The organism is Rhodococcus sp. 14C212 (assembly GCF_011058195.1).
GTDB lineage: Bacteria > Actinomycetota > Actinomycetes > Mycobacteriales > Mycobacteriaceae > Rhodococcus > Rhodococcus aetherivorans.
In genome coordinates this window covers 121504-137753 of record NZ_JAALEH010000002.1, presented here as the reverse complement: position 1 = coordinate 137753, position 16250 = coordinate 121504, and the positions used below count along the sequence as shown (strand labels likewise).

Here is a 16250-nt window from a genome sequence, read left to right as displayed (position 1 = left end):
CATGTCGGCACCCGAGCACACACGTCGAGCCCGGCGCCGCCGGCCCGTCCGCGCGGCGATCGCGGGCGCGGCCGCCGCGGCGGCGCTCGCCGCGACCATCGTCGCCTGTGGCACGACGGAGGAGTCCCTGCCCTCCATCGGGTATGCCGTCGACAACACGGTGACCACCTACAACGCCAACACCGTGGACGGTGCCGCCTCGGGAGCACGGCAGGCCCTGGCCCGCGTGCTGCCCGGCTTCGGCTACGTCGACCCGGCCGGTCAGGTGATCTCCGACACCGACATCGGGGCGGCCACCGTCGTCTCGCAGGACCCGCTGACCGTCCAGTACCGGCTGTCCCCGGACTCCGTGTACTCGGACGGGGTGCCGATGTCGTGCGACGACCTGGTGCTGGCCTGGGCCGCCGCCAGCGGCCGATTCACCGCGCCCGACGCCTCGGGTGCTCCGGCGAACCTGTTCTCCGCCGCCCGGCGCTCCGGCTACGTCGACATCGAACGGATCGACTGCCAGACCGGGTCCAAGGACGCCACCGTCGTATTCCGCGCCGGCCGCGCCTACGCCGACTGGCGAGCCCTGTTCGGTGCCACCGAGCTGATGCCCGCGCACGTCGCTGCCCGGGTCTCGGGGGTGCCCGACGTGGTCGCCGCCATCGGCGGTGGCGACGTCGAAGCGCTGCGCCGGCTCGCCGAGTTCTGGAACACCGGGTGGAACCTGACCCCCGGCCGGCTGGACCTGTCGCTACTGCCGGCCTCCGGTCCCTACCGGATCGAGTCGTTCACCGCCGAGGACGGGCTCGTCCTCGTCGCCAACGAACGCTGGTGGGGCAACAAGCCCGGCACCGACCGGATCGTGGTGTGGCCGCGCGGCACCGACGCGTCCGCGGCGGCCTCCGACGGCCGCGTCCACGTCGCCGACACCGGCACGGGGGCACTCGACCTGTCCCTCGGGGACGGCGTGGAGACGACGGCCGTGGCGTCGCGCAACGTCGAGCAGCTCGTAATGGGCACCGGCGGTGGCAGCCTCGGCGCCGCCGCCGCGCGCCGGGCGTTCGCGCTGTGCGTGCCCCGGTCGCAGTTGTTCGACGAGTTCGGCCGGGCCGGGGACGTGCCCGCCACCGGACTCGGTTCCGGGACGACGTCGTCGCGGCTGCTGCCCGCCGACTCGCCGCTGTACCCGGGCGTGTCCGGGCCCGCAGCCCGCTACGACCAGGCGGACACGACCGCGGCGCAGGCCGAGCTCGCCGCGGCGGGGACGGACCGCATCACGGTGCGGATCGGGTACCTCGGCCCGGACCCGCGCCGCGCCCGTACCGTCGAGCTGATCGCCCAGTCCTGTCGCGAGGCGGGCATCGAGGTGGTCGACGCCGCCTCGGACACGCTCACGCCGTCGCAGCTCACGGCGGGACAGGTCGATGCGGTACTGGCCGGGACCGCCGTTGCGGCAGGGGCGGGGGGCACGGCCGACATGCAGGATGCTCGCGGCGCCCTCAACTCCGCGGCCGGCAGCAACGTCGGGCGCTTCGCCGACGCCCGGGTCGACCAGATCCTCGACGCCCTCGCAGTCACCACCGACGACGCCACGATCTCCGGTCTGGTGGGTGAGGCCGAGACGATCCTGTGGACCGCGATGCCGACCCTGCCGCTGTACGCGCAGCCCCGCGAGACGACCTTCGCCGGCGGCCTGCGTGCCGCCGTCGCCAACCCCAGCGCTGCCGGTGCGGGCTGGAACATGGACAGGTGGATTCTCAGCAGATGAACAGCAATCCCGCCGGAGCGCACGCTCTGATCGACCGCGCCGCCACGGCGGTCACCACCCGTACCCGCTGGGTCGACGACTTCCCGACGCCCGGCGTCCGCTTCGCCGACCTGACCCCGGTCTTCGCCGACGGCGAGGCCTTCGGGGCGGTCATCGCCGCGCTGGCCGCCACCGCGCCGGACGCGGAACTGGTGGCCGGCGTCGACGCCCGCGGCTTCCTGCTCGGCGGCGGCATCGCCCATGCTCTGGGTACCGGCGTCCTCGCGGTCCGCAAGGCCGGCAAGCTGCCTCCGCCGGTGGACACCCGCGAGTACTCCCTCGAGTACGGCACAGCGGCGATCGAGATTCCGCAGGATTCGGTTCGGTTGCGCGGGCGGCGGGTACTCGTTGTCGACGACGTGCTCGCCACCGGCGGCACCCTCTCGGCGACGGCGGAGCTTCTCGATGCGGCCGGTGCCCTGGTCGTCGCGGTGGCGGTGGTGACCGAGATCGAGGCCCTCGGCGGACGGGCGCGGCTGGAAAAGTACCCGGTGACGTCATTGGTTCGGCTCTGAGGGATAGAGTTGGCGCAGGTGCCGGTGGTTCCGGACGACGAGAAATGTGCGGCGGTGCGTCCGGTGTGCATCGGCGGCGGGAGGTGTGGGCATGACCCAGAATCTTGATCGGTCCCAGAACTCCGGTCCGACCCCGACCTCGGCGTCCACGTCGGCCTCCCGCCGGGTGCGGGCTCGGCTGGCGCGCCGCATCACCGGGCAGCGCAGCACCAACCTCAAGCCGGTACTCGAGCCGCTGGTCACGATCCACCGCGAGCTGTACCCGAAGGCCGACCTGTCGGAGCTGCAGCGCGCCTACGACGTGGCGGAGGAGCGGCACGCGTCGCAGAAGCGCAAGTCCGGCGACCCGTACATCACCCATCCCCTCGCGGTCGCGACGATCCTCGCCGAGCTCGGCATGGATACCACGACGCTGATCGCGGCGCTGCTGCACGACACCGTCGAGGACACCGGTTACAGTCTCGAGCAGCTCACCGCCGAGTTCGGCGAGGAGGTCGCCCACCTCGTCGACGGCGTCACCAAGCTGGACAAGGTGGTGCTCGGCACCGCCGCCGAGGGCGAGACCATCCGCAAGATGATCATCGCGATGGCGCGCGACCCCCGGGTTCTGGTGATCAAGGTCGCCGATCGGCTGCACAACATGCGCACCATGCGCTTCCTGCCGCCGGAGAAGCAGGCCCGCAAGGCGCGCGAGACGCTCGAGGTGATCGCGCCGCTCGCGCACCGCCTCGGCATGGCGACGGTCAAGTGGGAGCTCGAGGACCTGTCCTTCGCGATCCTGCACCCGAAGAAGTACGAGGAGATCGTGCGGCTCGTCGCCACCCGGGCGCCGTCGCGCGACACCTACCTGGCCAAGGTCCGCGCCGAGATCAACTCGACGCTCGCAGCGTCGCGGATCGAGGCCACCGTCGAGGGCCGGCCGAAGCACTACTGGTCCATCTACCAGAAGATGATCGTCAAGGGCCGCGACTTCGACGACATCCACGACCTGGTGGGCGTGCGGATCCTGTGCAACGAGATCCGCGACTGCTACGCCGCCGTGGGTGTCGTGCACTCGCTGTGGCAGCCGATGGCGGGCCGGTTCAAGGACTACATCGCCCAGCCGCGGTTCGGCGTCTACCAGTCGCTGCACACCACCGTGATCGGCCCCGAGGGCAAGCCGCTCGAGGTGCAGATCCGCACCCGCGAGATGCACCGCACCGCCGAGTTCGGCATCGCCGCGCACTGGCGGTACAAGGAGACCAAGGGCAAACACTCGGGTGACGTCGCCGAACTCGACGACATGGCGTGGATGCGGCAGTTGCTCGACTGGCAGCGCGAGGCCGCCGACCCCGGCGAGTTCCTCGAGTCGCTGCGTTACGACCTCGCCGTGAAGGAGATCTTCGTCTTCACCCCCAAGGGCGACGTGATCACGCTGCCGTCCGGGTCGACGCCGATCGACTTCGCGTACGCCGTCCACACCGAGGTGGGGCACCGCTGCATCGGCGCGCGGGTCAACGGCCGGCTCGTCGCGCTCGAACGCAAGCTCGAGAACGGCGAGGTCGTCGAGGTCTTCACGTCCAAGGACCCCAACGCCGGGCCGAGCCGCGACTGGCAGTCGTTCGTGGTCTCGCCGCGTGCGAAGGCCAAGATCCGGCAGTGGTTCGCGAAGGAACGCCGCGAGGAGGCGCTCGAGGCCGGCAAGGACGCCATCGGTAAGGAGGTCAAGCGGGTCGGGTTGCCGCTGCAGCGCCTGATGAACGCGGACCTGATGCAGGCCGTGACCAAGGAACTGCGGTACGCCGACGTGTCGGCGCTCTACACCGCGGTCGGTGAGCACCATGTCTCGGCGCACCACGTCGTGCAGCGCCTCGTCGCGCTGCTCGGCGGGGTCGGTGGCGTCGAGGAGGAGCTTGCGGAGCGATCCACCCCGTCGTCCATTCCGACCCGGTCCCGGCAGAGCGGTGACTCCGGCATCCTCGTGCCCGGCGCGCCGGGCACGGTGTCGAAGCTGGCCAAGTGCTGTACGCCGGTGCCCGGCGACGAGATCATGGGCTTCGTGACCCGCACCGGTTCGGTGAGCGTGCACCGCACCGACTGCACCAACGCCGGATCCCTGCAGCAGCAGTCCGAGCGGATCATCGAGGTCAAGTGGGCTCCGTCCCCGTCGTCGGTGTTCCTCGTGGCCATCCAGATCGAGGCGCTCGACCGGCACCGGCTGCTCTCGGACGTCACCAAGGCGCTCGCCGACGAGAAGGTGAACATCCTCTCGGCGTCGGTGACCACGACGGGCGACCGGGTCGCGGTGAGCCGCTTCACGTTCGAGATGGGCGATCCCAAGCACCTCGGCCACGTGCTCAACGTCGTCCGCAACGTCGAGGGCGTCTACGACGTGTACCGGGTGACCTCCGCCGCGTAGGGCCGATACTCCCCCTCCGGGGTCCACCTGCGACGGGCGGAGGTGCCCGGCGTCACCCCACGTCGGTGATCACGAGCGGGGTGAGCGGGCGGCCGCCGCCGAGGGGGCTCGAGCCGTCGTCGCCCGCCGCGGCGACCTCCCCGAGCGCCCGCAGGCCGGGTTCTCCGACGGTGCCGAACACCGAATACTGCGGCTGGAGCAGGGAATCGCCGAACACGAGCAGGAACTGGCTGCCGTTGCTGTCCCGGTGCCCGGCGTTGGCCATAGCGACGGTGCCGCGCGGATACACGACGGGGGACGGCAGGTAGCCGTTCTCCCCGCGGACGACCGTGACGGGGTACTCGTCGGCGAACGTGTAGCCGGGCCCTCCCGTCCCGGATCCGGTGGGGTCGCCGCACCGGAACATCTGCATCCCCGGTTCGTCGGTCACGTAATGGCACTCGGTCCCGTCGAAGAAGCCCTGCCGGGCGAGGCCGACGAAGCTCTGCACCGCACACGGCGCTGCGGCCCGCTCGAGGACCAACGGGACCGGACCTGCGGAGGTCGTCAGCGTCAGCTCCACCGTCCCGGTCGCGGGCACGGACGTCGACGCAGGCGCAGCCGCCGTCTTCGCGGCCGGCCCGGCGGCGCGGAACGCGCAGGCGACGGGCGCGGCCTCCGGTTCGGGACGCGGCGGCATCGCAACGTAGGCGGACGGGTCGAACCCCGGCGTGGTGGCGGCCGCGGTGCTCGGCGCCCGCAGCGCGGCAGGGGCGGGCTCGGTGTCGGAGGCGGCACACGCCGCGGCCGCGAGCGCCGCGCCGAGGGTCGCGGCCAGGCGCGCAGCAATGGAGGTACCAGAGGTCACAGACACGGCACAGTAGACGATCCCGTCACAAACCGACAGGCCCCTGCCCGCGGCGGGGACGCGAACGCCCCGCCCACCGGCGGGCGGGCGGGGCGTTGGGAGACGCGCCGGATCAGGCCGTGCGGACGGCGGTCAACGTCGTCGTCGCGGCCGGTGGTCCGTCGGGTCCGCCGCCGTCCACCCCGGCCGCGGCGATCTCGTCGAGGGTTGCCAGGCCGGTCTCGTCGATGGTGCCGAACACGGTGTACTGCGGCGGCAGGATCGAGTCGCCGTACACGAGGAAGAACTGGCTGCCGTTGGTGCCGGGACCGGCATTGGCCATCGCGAGCGTGCCCCGCGGGTAGATCATCGGATTCTGCGCCTGCGGATCCCCGGCCGCGTACTGGTCGGTGGGGAACTCGTTGGCGAACTCGTAGCCCGGTCCGCCGGTGCCCGTGGCGGTGGGATCGCCGCACTGCAGCACGGACAGCGTCGGGTCGGTCGTCAGCCGGTGGCAGTCGGTGTCGTCGAAATACCCCTGCGAGGCCAGCGACAGGAAGCTGCCGACGGTGCACGGGGACAGCTCGCCCTGCAGGGTCAGCCCGATGTCGCCCTGGGTGGTTGCCACGGTGACGCCGGTGTCGGCGGTGGGGACGGCCTCGGTGCGTGGCGGCTGCGCCGGCTTCGCGGCCGGTCGCCCGTCGGACGGGTACGCGCAGCTCACCGTTTCGGGCAGCGGCTCGGCCCGCTGGGCGGGCAGGGCCGGGAAGTCGGACAGCGACGGCGCGGACGTCGGTGCCGAGGCCGCGGTGCTCGACGCGGACGTCGCGGCCTCGGCACCGTCGTCCGGGTCGTCGGAGCAGCCGGCGAGCAGCAGCGCCACACCGACCCCGGCCACGGCGGCGCGGGCAGCGCCGGATCGAGTACGGGTCATCAGTCCATCCTCACACTGGTCAGGGAGATCGGCTGGGCCGGCGCGCCGTCCTGGCCGCCACCCTCGACACCGGCGGCGGCGACCGCGTCGAGGGTCGCCAGGCCGGTCTCGTCGATAGTGCCGAACACGGTGTACTGCGGCGGCAGGATCGAGTCGCCGTACACGAGGAAGAACTGGCTGCCGTTGGTGCCGGCGCCGGCGTTGGCCATCGCGACGGTGCCGCGCGGGTACGTCAGCGGCTGCGTGGCCGCCGGATCCTCGGGCGCGTACTGGTCGGTGGGGAACTCGTTGGCGAACTGGTAGCCGGGGCCGCCGGCGCCGGTGCCGGTCGGGTCGCCGCACTGCAGCACCGCCAGCGAGTCGGACGTGGTCAGGCGGTGGCAGGCGGTGTCGTCGAAGTACCCCTGCGACGCCAGCGACAGGAAATTGTTGACCGTGCACGGGGAGGTGTCGTTGCGCAGGACCAGGCCGATGTTGCCCTGGGTGGTCTCCATGCTGACGCTGATGTCGGTATTGCCCTCACCGGTGGTGAGGATGCCGTCGGTTCGCGGCGGCTGCACCGGCCTGGCCGGTTCCCCGCCGGGCGGGTACGCACAGTTCACCGAGTCGGGCAGCGGTTCCGACCGGCCGGCGGGCAGCGCCGCGAACTCGGTCTGCGCCGGGTCGGTCGTCTCCGACGCGGCGGTGGAGGCGGCGTCGTCGTCGCCGCGGCCGAGCACCCAGATGCCGACGCCTGCCGCGACGACCGCCGCCACACCGAGCGCCGACAGACCGATGGTCAGCTGGCGGCGCTTGCGCGCCCGCTGTGCCCGCCGTTCGAGTTGCCGCTCGAGTTTGCGTTTGGCGGCCTGGCGCCGCTGTGCGTTGCTCGGCACTGCAGTAGTCCTCCCGTAACCGATCGTCGTTGCCGGTCCCATCGTCGCCGCTGGAACCCGGTTCGAGCCGGATCGAGTCTGCCACCCCAACCTGAGAACCGGGCGACGGGGAGCCCGGCCTAGGCTGTAGGGGCCACGCGAAGGCCCACACCGTAGGAGCGATGCCCGTGCTCGTCACCGGATTCCCCGCCGGGATGTTCCAGACCAACTGCTACATCCTCGCGCAGGACGACGCGAAGGAATGCGTCGTCGTCGACCCCGGACAAGATGCCGCCGAGCCCCTCGCCGACTTTCTCACCCGGTCCGGATTGACGCCGCGCGCGGTGCTGCTCACCCACGGGCACCTCGACCACATCTGGTCGGCGCAGGCCGTCGCCGACCGGTACGACATCCCGGCCTATATCCATCCGGACGACCGCTACATGCTGACCGATCCCGGGCGCGGCATCGGCCCGACGTTGAAGCCGTTCCTCGAGGGTGCCGATTTCGTCGAGCCGCGGACCGTGATCGAACTGGCCGACGGGGACGAGATCGAGCACGCCGGCATCCGGTTCGCCGTCGATCACACGCCGGGGCACACCCAGGGCTCGGTGGTGTTGCGCACCCACGCGACGACCCCCGACGGTGACGACGTCGAGATCGCCCTCACCGGCGACACCCTGTTCCAGGGGTCGATCGGCCGCACCGACCTGCCGGGCGGCAACCACGAACAGCTGCTCGCGTCGATCGCGGCGAAACTGCTCGTGCGCGACGACGCCACCGCGATCCTGCCCGGCCACGGCCCGTCCAGCACCATCGGCCAGGAGCGGGTGTCGAACCCGTTCCTGGTGGGGCTGGCCGGCTCCCGCTGACCCGGCCCGGCCTCCGATCCACCGACGAGAGAAAGCAGCGACAGTTGAGCAAGCCCTCCACGTTCTCGGCGCCCAAGGGTGTACCCGATTACGTCCCCCCGCAGTCCGCGGAGTTCGTCGCCGTGCGCGACGGGCTGACCCGCGCGGCGCGGCTGGCCGGCTACGGGCACATCGAGCTGCCGATCTTCGAGGACACCGGACTGTTCGCGCGCGGCGTCGGCGAGTCCACCGACGTCGTCAGCAAGGAGATGTACACGTTCGCCGACCGCGGTGACCGGTCCGTCACGCTGCGCCCGGAGGGCACTGCGGGCGTGATGCGGGCGGTGATCGAGCACGGCCTCGACCGTGGCCAGCTGCCCGTCAAGCTGAGCTACTCGGGCCCGTTCTTCCGGTACGAGCGCCCCCAGGCCGGCCGGTACCGCCAGCTGCAGCAGGTGGGCGTCGAGGCGATCGGCGTCGACGATCCGGCCCTCGACGCCGAGGTCATCGCCGTCGCCGACGCCGGATTCCGCAGCCTGGGCCTCGAGGGGTTCCGCCTCGAGATCACGTCCCTCGGCGACGAGACGTGCCGCCCGCAGTACCGGGAGTTGTTGCAGCAGTTCCTGTTCAAGCTGGAACTGGACGAGGAGACCCGCCGCCGCGCCGAGATCAACCCGTTGCGGGTCCTCGACGACAAACGCCCCCACGTGCGGGAGATGACGGCCGCCGCGCCGCTCATGCTCGACCACCTTTCCGACACGGCCAAGGCCCACTTCGACGAGGTGCTGTCGCATCTCGACGCGCTCGGCGTGCCGTGCACGATCAACCCGCGCATGGTGCGCGGACTCGACTACTACACGAAGACAACCTTCGAGTTCGTCCACGACGGCCTCGGCGCCCAGTCGGGGATCGGCGGCGGCGGCCGCTACGACGGCCTCATGGCCCAGCTCGGCGGCCAGCCGCTCTCCGGTATCGGCTTCGGGCTCGGCGTCGACCGCACCGTCCTCGCGCTCGCCGCCGAGGGCAAAACCGCGGGCAGCCCCGCCCGCTGCGAGGTGTTCTGCGTACCGATGGGCGAGGCCGCCAAGTCGACGCTGGTACCGGTCGCCCACCGGCTGCGCGCCGCCGGCATCCGCGTGGATCTGGCGTACGGCGGCCGCGGCGTCAAGGGCGCGATGAAGGCCGCCGACCGCTCCGGTGCCGTCGTCGCGCTGGTGCTGGGAGAGCGCGAACTCGAGGCCGGCGAGATCGTCGTCAAGGACCTGCGCACCGGCGAACAGCACACCGTGCCGCTCGACGACGTGGTCGCCCGGGTCGGGGACGTCGTTGCCCGCACCTGACCCGTCGGCCCGTCCCGCGCCGACCCGTCTGGACCTGATCCCCACGCGGGTGCTCGCGCCTCGCGCCGGGAGAGTCGCGGTGTTCTCCCTCCTGATCGGCGTGGTGGCCGGTCTGCTGGTGTACCTGGTGGCCAGCCCGCTGGTCGCGGTCGTGTCCGGGATGATCGTCGGGGTGCCGCCCGCGGTGGGTGCGGTGGCGGTGCTGCGCCGGCGCCGCTGGATCGACGGCACCACGGTCACCGCGAAGGGGGCACTGCGCACCCGGCGGGTGCAGCTGCGCAACCTCGCCGGGGTCGAACTGGTGGTGTCGGCGCTGCGGGTCAGCCAGGTGGTGCTGCGGCTCAACGACGGCGACCGGATCGTGTCGGTCCCGCTGGCGTTGTACGCGAACGGCGGCTGCCGGGAGCTCGACGTGCTGGCGTTGCGCCGGCTCGCCGACGCGCTGGCGGCGAGCGAGCTGGCCTCGGCTGCCGCGATGTCGTCGGTGCTGGTCGAGCAGCTGCGGGCGGAGGCCCGCGACGCCGGGCTCGAGCAGCGGCCGCTGTACCGGGCGGTGCTGCTGGCCCGTGACGCCGGACGCGTGCCCCAGACCACGCTCACCGACCACGAGGTGGCCTCGCTCGTCGAGTGAGCGCGGACCGATTGGGCAGCGGGCACCCCGGGTATGCGGGGCGCATGATCTCGCTGCACTCGGTGTTCTCCGTGCCGTTCCGAGCCGCCTCCGCGCTGCGCGGGGCGCGGGTGTTCCATCCGCACGGGGTGCTCTTCCGGGGCGTCGCGGAACTGGATTCGCGGTGGTGGCCGGTTCCGGCCCCGGCGCGGGTGCCGGTCACCGCGCGGCTGTCCGGCGCCGTGGGCACGCCCGACGGCGTGCCCGACATCCTGGGTCTGGCGTTGCGGTTCTCGCTCGAGGACGGCCCGTGGGACATCCTGCTCGCCACCCTGCACGTGCCCACCAGGGCGGTCCTGCTGCCGGCCCGGGGCTGGTCGACCGCGCGGTACGGCTCCCTGATGGCCTATCGGACGAATGTCGACCTCGCGCCGCGGTGGATCTTCGCGTTCCCGGAGGGCGACCAGCCGTCCTCGACGTCCGTCCGGGACCTGGCCCGGCACGGGGGCCCGTTGGTGTTCTCCTTGCACATTGCCTCGGCCCGCGGCCCGCTCGTGCCGGCCGGCCGTGTCACGCTCGAGTCCGCGGTGCCCGCCTCCGACGAGGCGCAGCCGTCGTTCGATCCGGTGCTCAACCGCCCGGCGGCCGTCGAGCTGTGGCCGCGCTGGCTCGTGCCGTTCCGCCGCGACGCATACCGCGGCAGTCGCTCGGGACGCGGGGCATCCGACGGGTCCGCGCAGAGCGGTCTCCTCGACTCGGCTGGAACGTAGTAGTCCGGGAACGTAGTAGCCGGGGGTGCAGAGCAACTCCGCACCCCCGGCCTTCGTGGGCCGGACCGGAACCGGTCCGGCGACGCGTCAGCTGACGACGGCGTCGATCGTCTTCTTCAGGGCGGAGGGCTGCGCGGGGGAGCGCGGCGCCTTCTCCTTCAGCTCGAGCATCCGCGCCCCGATCTCCTGCAGCTGCTTACGGCCGAGTGCCTCCCGCACCTTCGGGAACCACTCGTCCTCCTCCTCCTCGATGTGGTGCTCGACGTTCTCGATGAGGACGGTCGTCTTCGCGTCGAACCGCTCGGCGTCGGGTTTCATTCCGGCCAGTTCCATCACCAGCACGTCCGCGACGTGGTGCTCCTCGAACGATTCGAGGATGTCCGATTCGAGGTCGGGCAGCAGCGCGCGCACCTCGGGGTACATGCCCTCGTTCTCGATGTAGGTGTGCACCGTCAGCAGTTCGATGATCCGGCCGACGATCCGGCCCTTCTCGTTGCCGTCGTCCGCTCCGCGGAACTCGCGGAACAACTTCCGGATTTCCTTGTGGTCTTCCTTCAACAACACGATCGCGTCAGTGGACACCAGGCCTCCCGCCGAAGTGGTTCTCGAATGCCCGCCGCAGTGAGGGGCGTGCGCTCCAGATACCCCGGCGGGAGCCCGATTACACCGATCCGCCCGATTCAGGTGCTCGGCGGTGTCCGCTCGGCGGTGTCCCGGATATGGGGCTCCTCCGCCACCTCGGCGGCGTGGCGCCGGCCGACGCCGACGTGCGCCTCCGCCCGCATGGTCTCCACCATGTGTGGGTAGTGCAGCTCGAACGCCGGGCGTTCGGAGCGGATGCGCGGCAGCTCGTAGAAGTTGTGCCGCGGCGGCGGGCAGGTGGTCGCCCACTCGAGGGAGTTGCCGTAACCCCACGGGTCGTCGACGGTCACGACCTGCCCGTACCGGTAGCTCTTGAACACGTTCCACAGGAACGGCAGGGTCGACACGCCGAGGGTGAAGGCACCGATGGTCGAGATGGTGTTGAGGGTGGTGAACCCGTCCGACGGCAGGTAGTCGGCGTAGCGGCGCGGCATGCCCTCGTTGCCCAGCCAGTGCTGCACCAGGAACGTGGTGTGGAAGCCGACGAAGGTCAGCCAGAAGTGCCACTTGCCGAGGCGCTCGTCCATCAGCCGTCCGGTCATCTTCGGGAACCAGAAGTAGATGCCCGCGTAGGTGGCGAACACGATGGTGCCGAAGAGCACGTAGTGGAAGTGTGCGACGACGAAGTAGGAGTCGTGGACGTGGAAGTCCAGCGGCGGGCTGGCGAGGACGACGCCGGTCAGGCCGCCGAACAGGAAGGTGACGATGAAGCCGACGGAGAACAGCATCGGGGTCTCGAACGTCACCTGCCCCCGCCACATGGTGCCGATCCAGTTGAAGAACTTCACGCCGGTGGGCACCGCGATCAGGAAGGTCATGAAAGAGAAGTACGGCAGCAGCACGGCGCCGGTGGCGTACATGTGGTGTGCCCACACGGCCATCGACAGGGCGCCGATCGCCAGGGTCGCGTAGACCAGGCCGGTGTAGCCGAAGATCGGCTTGCGCGAGAACACCGGGATGACCTCGGAGATGATGCCGAAGAACGGCAGCGCGATGACATACACCTCGGGGTGGCCGAAGAACCAGAACAGGTGCTGATAGAGCATCACCCCGCCGGTGGCCGGATCGAAGATGTTCCCGCCCAGCACCCGGTCGACCATCACGCCCATGAACGCTGCGGTCAGCAGCGGGAAGATCAGCAGGATCAGGATCATCGTGATGAAGATGTTCCAGGTGAAGATCGGCATCCGGAACATCGTCATGCCGGGGGCACGCAGGCACACGACCGTGGTGATCATGTTGACCCCACCGAGGATGGTGCCGAGACCGGCCACCGCGAGACCGGTGAACCACAGGTTGGCGCCGATGCCCGGGGTGTGCATGTCGTCCGCGAGCGGGATGTACGACGTCCAGCCGAAGTCCGGGGCGCCACCCGGGGTGACGAGGGAGAATGCCACGACGGACGCGCCGAACAGGTACAGCCAGTAGCTGAACGCGTTCAGGCGCGGGAACGCGACGTCGGGGGCGCCGATCTGCAGCGGCAGGATGTAGTTCGCGAACCCGAACACGATCGGGGTCGCGTACATCAGCAGCATGATGCCGCCGTGCATGGTGAACAGCTGGTTGTACTGCTCGTTGGACAGGAACTGCATACCGGGGACGGCGAGTTCGCTGCGGATCAGCAGGGCCATCAGTCCGCCGATCAGGAAGAACGCGAACGACGTGGTGATGTACATCAGCCCGAGCATCTTCGGGTCGGTCGTGGTGACCAGCCTGTAGAACGTCGAGCCCTTGGGCGCATACCGCGGCGGATACGGGCGAACGGCCTTCGTCTCGGTGACAACCATGGTGCCTCCTTGCGCCTCCCCGGGGGCGGCGATGTCGCTGCGGCGCCGGGCGCTCCGCTCGGCCTGAGACGGCACCCCGGAACGACCGCGGCATCATGCGGTAGGTCGAGCGTAACCGGCACCGGCCGCGTGCGGGAGGTTTTGCGAGGCGGATTGTCGTCCGTCCGCGCGGAATTCGAGGGGTTTCCGGGAACAATTCCTTGCCTCGGTGTGTTGTGCATGGTACAAGAAAGGTGTAGCGGTCAGCATAGATCGACCGCTCTCCTCAACCGGCACGAAGAGAGTCTGTGGAGGTGGAAACGATGTTGATGCGCACCGATCCGTTCCGCGAGCTCGACCGCTTCGCACAGCAGGTTCTCGGCACGGCGGCCCGTCCCGCGGTGATGCCCATGGACGCCTGGCGTGAGGGCGACAAGTTCGTCGTCGAATTCGATCTGCCCGGCGTGGCCGAGGATTCCCTCGACCTCGACGTCGAACGGAACGTGCTGACGGTGCACGCAGAGCGCCCGGCACGCGACCAGAGCCAGGAGATGGTGGCCGCCGAGCGTCCGCGCGGTGTGTTCAGCCGGCAGCTGTTCCTCGGCGAGAACCTCGACACCGACAACATCGAGGCGACGTACGACGCCGGCGTGCTGAGGCTGACGATCCCGGTCGCGGAGAAGGCCAAGCCGCGCAGGATCGAGATCGCGGTAGGCGACAAGAAGGCGATCGACGCCTGATCCGCCCCGAGGCGTGTCCCCGGGAGACGACCATGGACGACCTGGACCTGATCGCCGAACCGCCCGTCCGGCGGCCGCCCACCGTCGAGGGCGTGGACCTCGAGCTGCTCCTGCTCGATCTCGAGCTGGACCTGCTCGAGTTGCTCCGGCCGCGACGACCGGTGGACGAGCCGAGGTGCCGGACCGCCGCGGTCCGTCGTCCGCGGGGCGCGGCGCGCACCGCGGGACCGCCGGGCCGAGCCGGGACGCGGGCTCCGGGGGACGTGGTTGCCACACAGCGCTCTCCTCCGGTCCGCACCGGATCGTCCCGGCGACGCCACGAAGCGAAAGGACGGTGATACGACATCGCAACAGAGTCGCCAGGCGCTGACGTGCGTGCCGCCCGCCCGGACGGCAACCACAAGGCGCTGAGCCGGGCACCGGCCCGGAGCCGGTGACCGGTCGGCGCACCGCCGGTATTCGGCACACACAGTGCGGGCCGCACCCGATCATCGCCGACGCCCGGACACCCGCCCTTCGTACCCATCCACGAGGCGGGTGGCCGGGCGTTCGCTCCTGTCACGCGCCGTCGCACCGTCCGGGCGTCGACAAGGGAAGGGAGGGGCGGGGCCGTGTCCGGCAGGGAACCCGATCTCTACGCCGTGCTGGGCCTGTCCGGGTCTGCCGGGCAGGCGGAGATCACCGCGGCCTTCCGTCGCAAGCTCCGCGAGCATCACCCCGACCTCCGCAGCCCGGATGTCCCCTTCGGCCCGGATCCGGACGAGCAGCTACGCAGGATCGTCGCGGCGTACGCCGTCCTGCGCGATCCGCACCGTCGTGCGGAGTACGACCGGCGTCGTGCCGACAGGGTTCCCCGGCCCCCCGCGCGGTCCGTCCGGGTGACCGTGCGGCGCTCGGACCGGCCCGCCGCGGCGGATCCGCCCATCCGGGCCGGACCCGTCCGTCACCACCGGTGACCCCGGCAGCGCACATGCGCTCGCCCCGAGCGAATGTATCGCTCACTCGATCAGTCCGACAGCATGGTTCATTCGCTCGGGTCAGGCGCTCGGGTCGGGCGTACGAGGTTCGTACTTTCCTCCGCAGGCGAGGGCCAGCAGGGTACGTGCCCCGTACACCAGGGCTCGTTCGTCCAGTTCGAAGTCGGGCTTGTGGAGATCGTGTCGCGGACTCGTCCCGTCCCAGACTCCCAATCGCGCCATGGCCCCCGGGACGTGCTCGAGATACCACGCGAAGTCCTCGCCGCCGCTGGACTGTCCCGCCTCGGCCAGATTCTCGAGGCCCACCACGGACTCGATCGCGGCGAGCATCTCGGCGGTTGCCTCGGCGTCGTTGACCACCGGCGGCACGCCCTGCACGTAGTCCAGTTCGTGGTTCACCGCGTAGGGCGCGAGCAGTTCCGCGACGCTGCGCCGCACCAGCGGCTCGACCGTCGCCCACGTCCGATGGGACGCGCTGCGCAGCGTGCCCACCAGTTCACCGGACTCGGGGATGGCGTTGCCGACGTGGCCGGCGTGGATCCGGCCCCACGTCAGCACGGTGGCGGTGCGGGCATCGAGGCGTCGATCGAGCACCGACGCCAACCCGGTCACCAGCACGCCCGCCGCGTGGATCAGGTCGCCGGTCAGGTGCGGACGGGCCGAATGGCCGCCGGGGGAGGACAACCGCACCGTGAGAACGGCCCCGGACGAGGTGATCGGCCCGGCGCGGGTGGCGAGCTTGCCCGCCTCGAGTTGTGGGGCGCAGTGCAGGGCGAAGATCCGGGACACCCCCGCGAGGCCACCCGCGGCGACGACCTCGAGGGCACCACCGGGGGTGGTCTCCTCGCCGGGCTGGAAGATCAACCGCACCCGCTGTGGGGGCGGATCCGCCGCGAGCACGGTGGCCGCCTCCAGCAGCATCGCGGTGTGGGCGTCGTGCCCGCACGCGTGACACACGCCCTCCACGGTCGACGCGTACGGCAACCCGGTGGTCTCGGTCAGGGGCAACGCGTCGAGGTCGGCCCGCAACGCGATGCACCCGGTCGTGTCCGGGCCGACGTCGCACCACAGACCGGTGCCGCCGGGCAGCGTCACCGGGTCCAGCCCGAGCGCGACGAGCTGATCGCGCACCAGGGCGGTGGTCCGGAACTCCGCGAACGACAGCTCCGGGTGGGCATGCAGGTCCCGTCGCCAGGCGACGAGGCGGTCGTGGTCGATCGTCATCCGTCGAA

General features: G+C 71.0%; 16 protein-coding genes. 10 read left to right on the top strand and 6 right to left on the bottom strand.

Annotated elements, in window-relative coordinates:
- Position 1 precedes the first annotated feature (1 nt).
- The 3 genes from G6038_RS01750 (at position 2) to G6038_RS01740 (ending at position 4708) form a co-directional block, all read left to right on the top strand.
- On the top strand, positions 2-1756 hold the full coding sequence (locus G6038_RS01750) for an ABC transporter substrate-binding protein (RefSeq protein ID WP_165035612.1): 1755 nt from the start codon (positions 2-4) through the stop codon (positions 1754-1756).
- Positions 1753-2310 (top strand): adenine phosphoribosyltransferase, encoded by a 558-nt coding sequence (locus G6038_RS01745; RefSeq protein ID WP_165035610.1) that lies wholly within the window; start codon positions 1753-1755, stop codon positions 2308-2310. The genes G6038_RS01750 and G6038_RS01745 overlap by 4 nt, the downstream gene beginning before the upstream one ends.
- A 91-nt stretch (positions 2311-2401) precedes the next feature.
- The gene (locus tag G6038_RS01740) at positions 2402-4708 is read left to right on the top strand and encodes a RelA/SpoT family protein (RefSeq protein WP_165035608.1); all 2307 of its coding nucleotides are present in this window, start codon (positions 2402-2404) and stop codon (positions 4706-4708) included.
- A gap of 52 nt (positions 4709-4760) precedes the next feature.
- On the opposite strand, the gene G6038_RS01735 is transcribed toward G6038_RS01740, so the two are convergent.
- The 3 genes from G6038_RS01735 to G6038_RS01725 form a co-directional block, all read right to left on the bottom strand.
- Positions 4761-5555 (bottom strand): peptidylprolyl isomerase, encoded by a 795-nt coding sequence (locus G6038_RS01735; RefSeq protein ID WP_165035607.1) that lies wholly within the window; start codon positions 5553-5555, stop codon positions 4761-4763.
- A gap of 112 nt (positions 5556-5667) precedes the next feature.
- A complete protein-coding gene (locus G6038_RS01730; protein ID WP_165035605.1) occupies positions 5668-6468 on the bottom strand; it encodes a peptidylprolyl isomerase in 801 nt (266 codons plus the stop codon).
- Entirely contained in the window at positions 6468-7343 is an 876-nt protein-coding gene (locus G6038_RS01725) for a peptidylprolyl isomerase (protein ID WP_165035603.1), read from the bottom strand. Before G6038_RS01725 ends, G6038_RS01730 begins: the two co-directional genes overlap by 1 nt.
- A gap of 167 nt (positions 7344-7510) precedes the next feature.
- Between G6038_RS01725 and G6038_RS01720 the strand changes: the two genes are divergently transcribed.
- Genes G6038_RS01720 through G6038_RS01705 form a run of 4 tightly spaced genes read left to right on the top strand, consistent with a single transcriptional unit; the run spans position 7511 to position 10893 of the window.
- Entirely contained in the window at positions 7511-8194 is a 684-nt protein-coding gene (locus tag G6038_RS01720) for an MBL fold metallo-hydrolase (RefSeq protein WP_346772726.1), read from the top strand.
- A gap of 44 nt (positions 8195-8238) precedes the next feature.
- Complete coding sequence (gene hisS / locus G6038_RS01715) at positions 8239-9513, top strand: histidine--tRNA ligase (protein ID WP_165035599.1); 1275 nt, start codon at positions 8239-8241, stop codon at positions 9511-9513.
- Positions 9514-9562: 49 nt separating this feature from the next.
- Positions 9563-10144 (top strand): hypothetical protein, encoded by a 582-nt coding sequence (locus G6038_RS01710; protein WP_165035685.1) that lies wholly within the window; start codon positions 9563-9565, stop codon positions 10142-10144.
- Between the two features lie 44 nt (positions 10145-10188).
- Positions 10189-10893, top strand: a complete 705-nt coding sequence (locus G6038_RS01705; protein WP_165035597.1) for a phosphodiesterase — start codon at positions 10189-10191, stop codon at positions 10891-10893.
- 87 nt (positions 10894-10980) lie between these two features.
- Here G6038_RS01705 and G6038_RS01700 read toward each other — a convergent pair whose 3' ends face one another.
- Complete coding sequence (locus G6038_RS01700; RefSeq protein ID WP_165035595.1) at positions 10981-11475, bottom strand: hemerythrin domain-containing protein; 495 nt, start codon at positions 11473-11475, stop codon at positions 10981-10983.
- A gap of 98 nt (positions 11476-11573) precedes the next feature.
- Positions 11574-13322, bottom strand: a complete 1749-nt coding sequence (gene ctaD / locus G6038_RS01695; protein WP_165035593.1) for a cytochrome c oxidase subunit I — start codon at positions 13320-13322, stop codon at positions 11574-11576.
- A gap of 302 nt (positions 13323-13624) precedes the next feature.
- Between ctaD and G6038_RS01690 the strand changes: the two genes are divergently transcribed.
- From G6038_RS01690 to G6038_RS01680, 3 genes are all read left to right on the top strand, one after another.
- Entirely contained in the window at positions 13625-14041 is a 417-nt protein-coding gene (locus G6038_RS01690; RefSeq protein ID WP_165035592.1) for an HSP20 family small heat-shock protein, read from the top strand.
- A gap of 32 nt (positions 14042-14073) precedes the next feature.
- Positions 14074-14379, top strand: a complete 306-nt coding sequence (locus tag G6038_RS01685) for a hypothetical protein (protein WP_165035590.1) — start codon at positions 14074-14076, stop codon at positions 14377-14379.
- Positions 14380-14652: 273 nt separating this feature from the next.
- The gene (locus G6038_RS01680) at positions 14653-14997 is read left to right on the top strand and encodes a J domain-containing protein (protein WP_165035588.1); all 345 of its coding nucleotides are present in this window, start codon (positions 14653-14655) and stop codon (positions 14995-14997) included.
- An 81-nt stretch (positions 14998-15078) separates the two neighbouring features.
- Here the strand turns inward: G6038_RS01680 and G6038_RS01675 are convergent, their stop codons facing one another.
- Positions 15079-16242, bottom strand: a complete 1164-nt coding sequence (locus G6038_RS01675) for an amidohydrolase (protein ID WP_165035587.1) — start codon at positions 16240-16242, stop codon at positions 15079-15081.
- Positions 16243-16250: the final 8 nt, after the last annotated feature.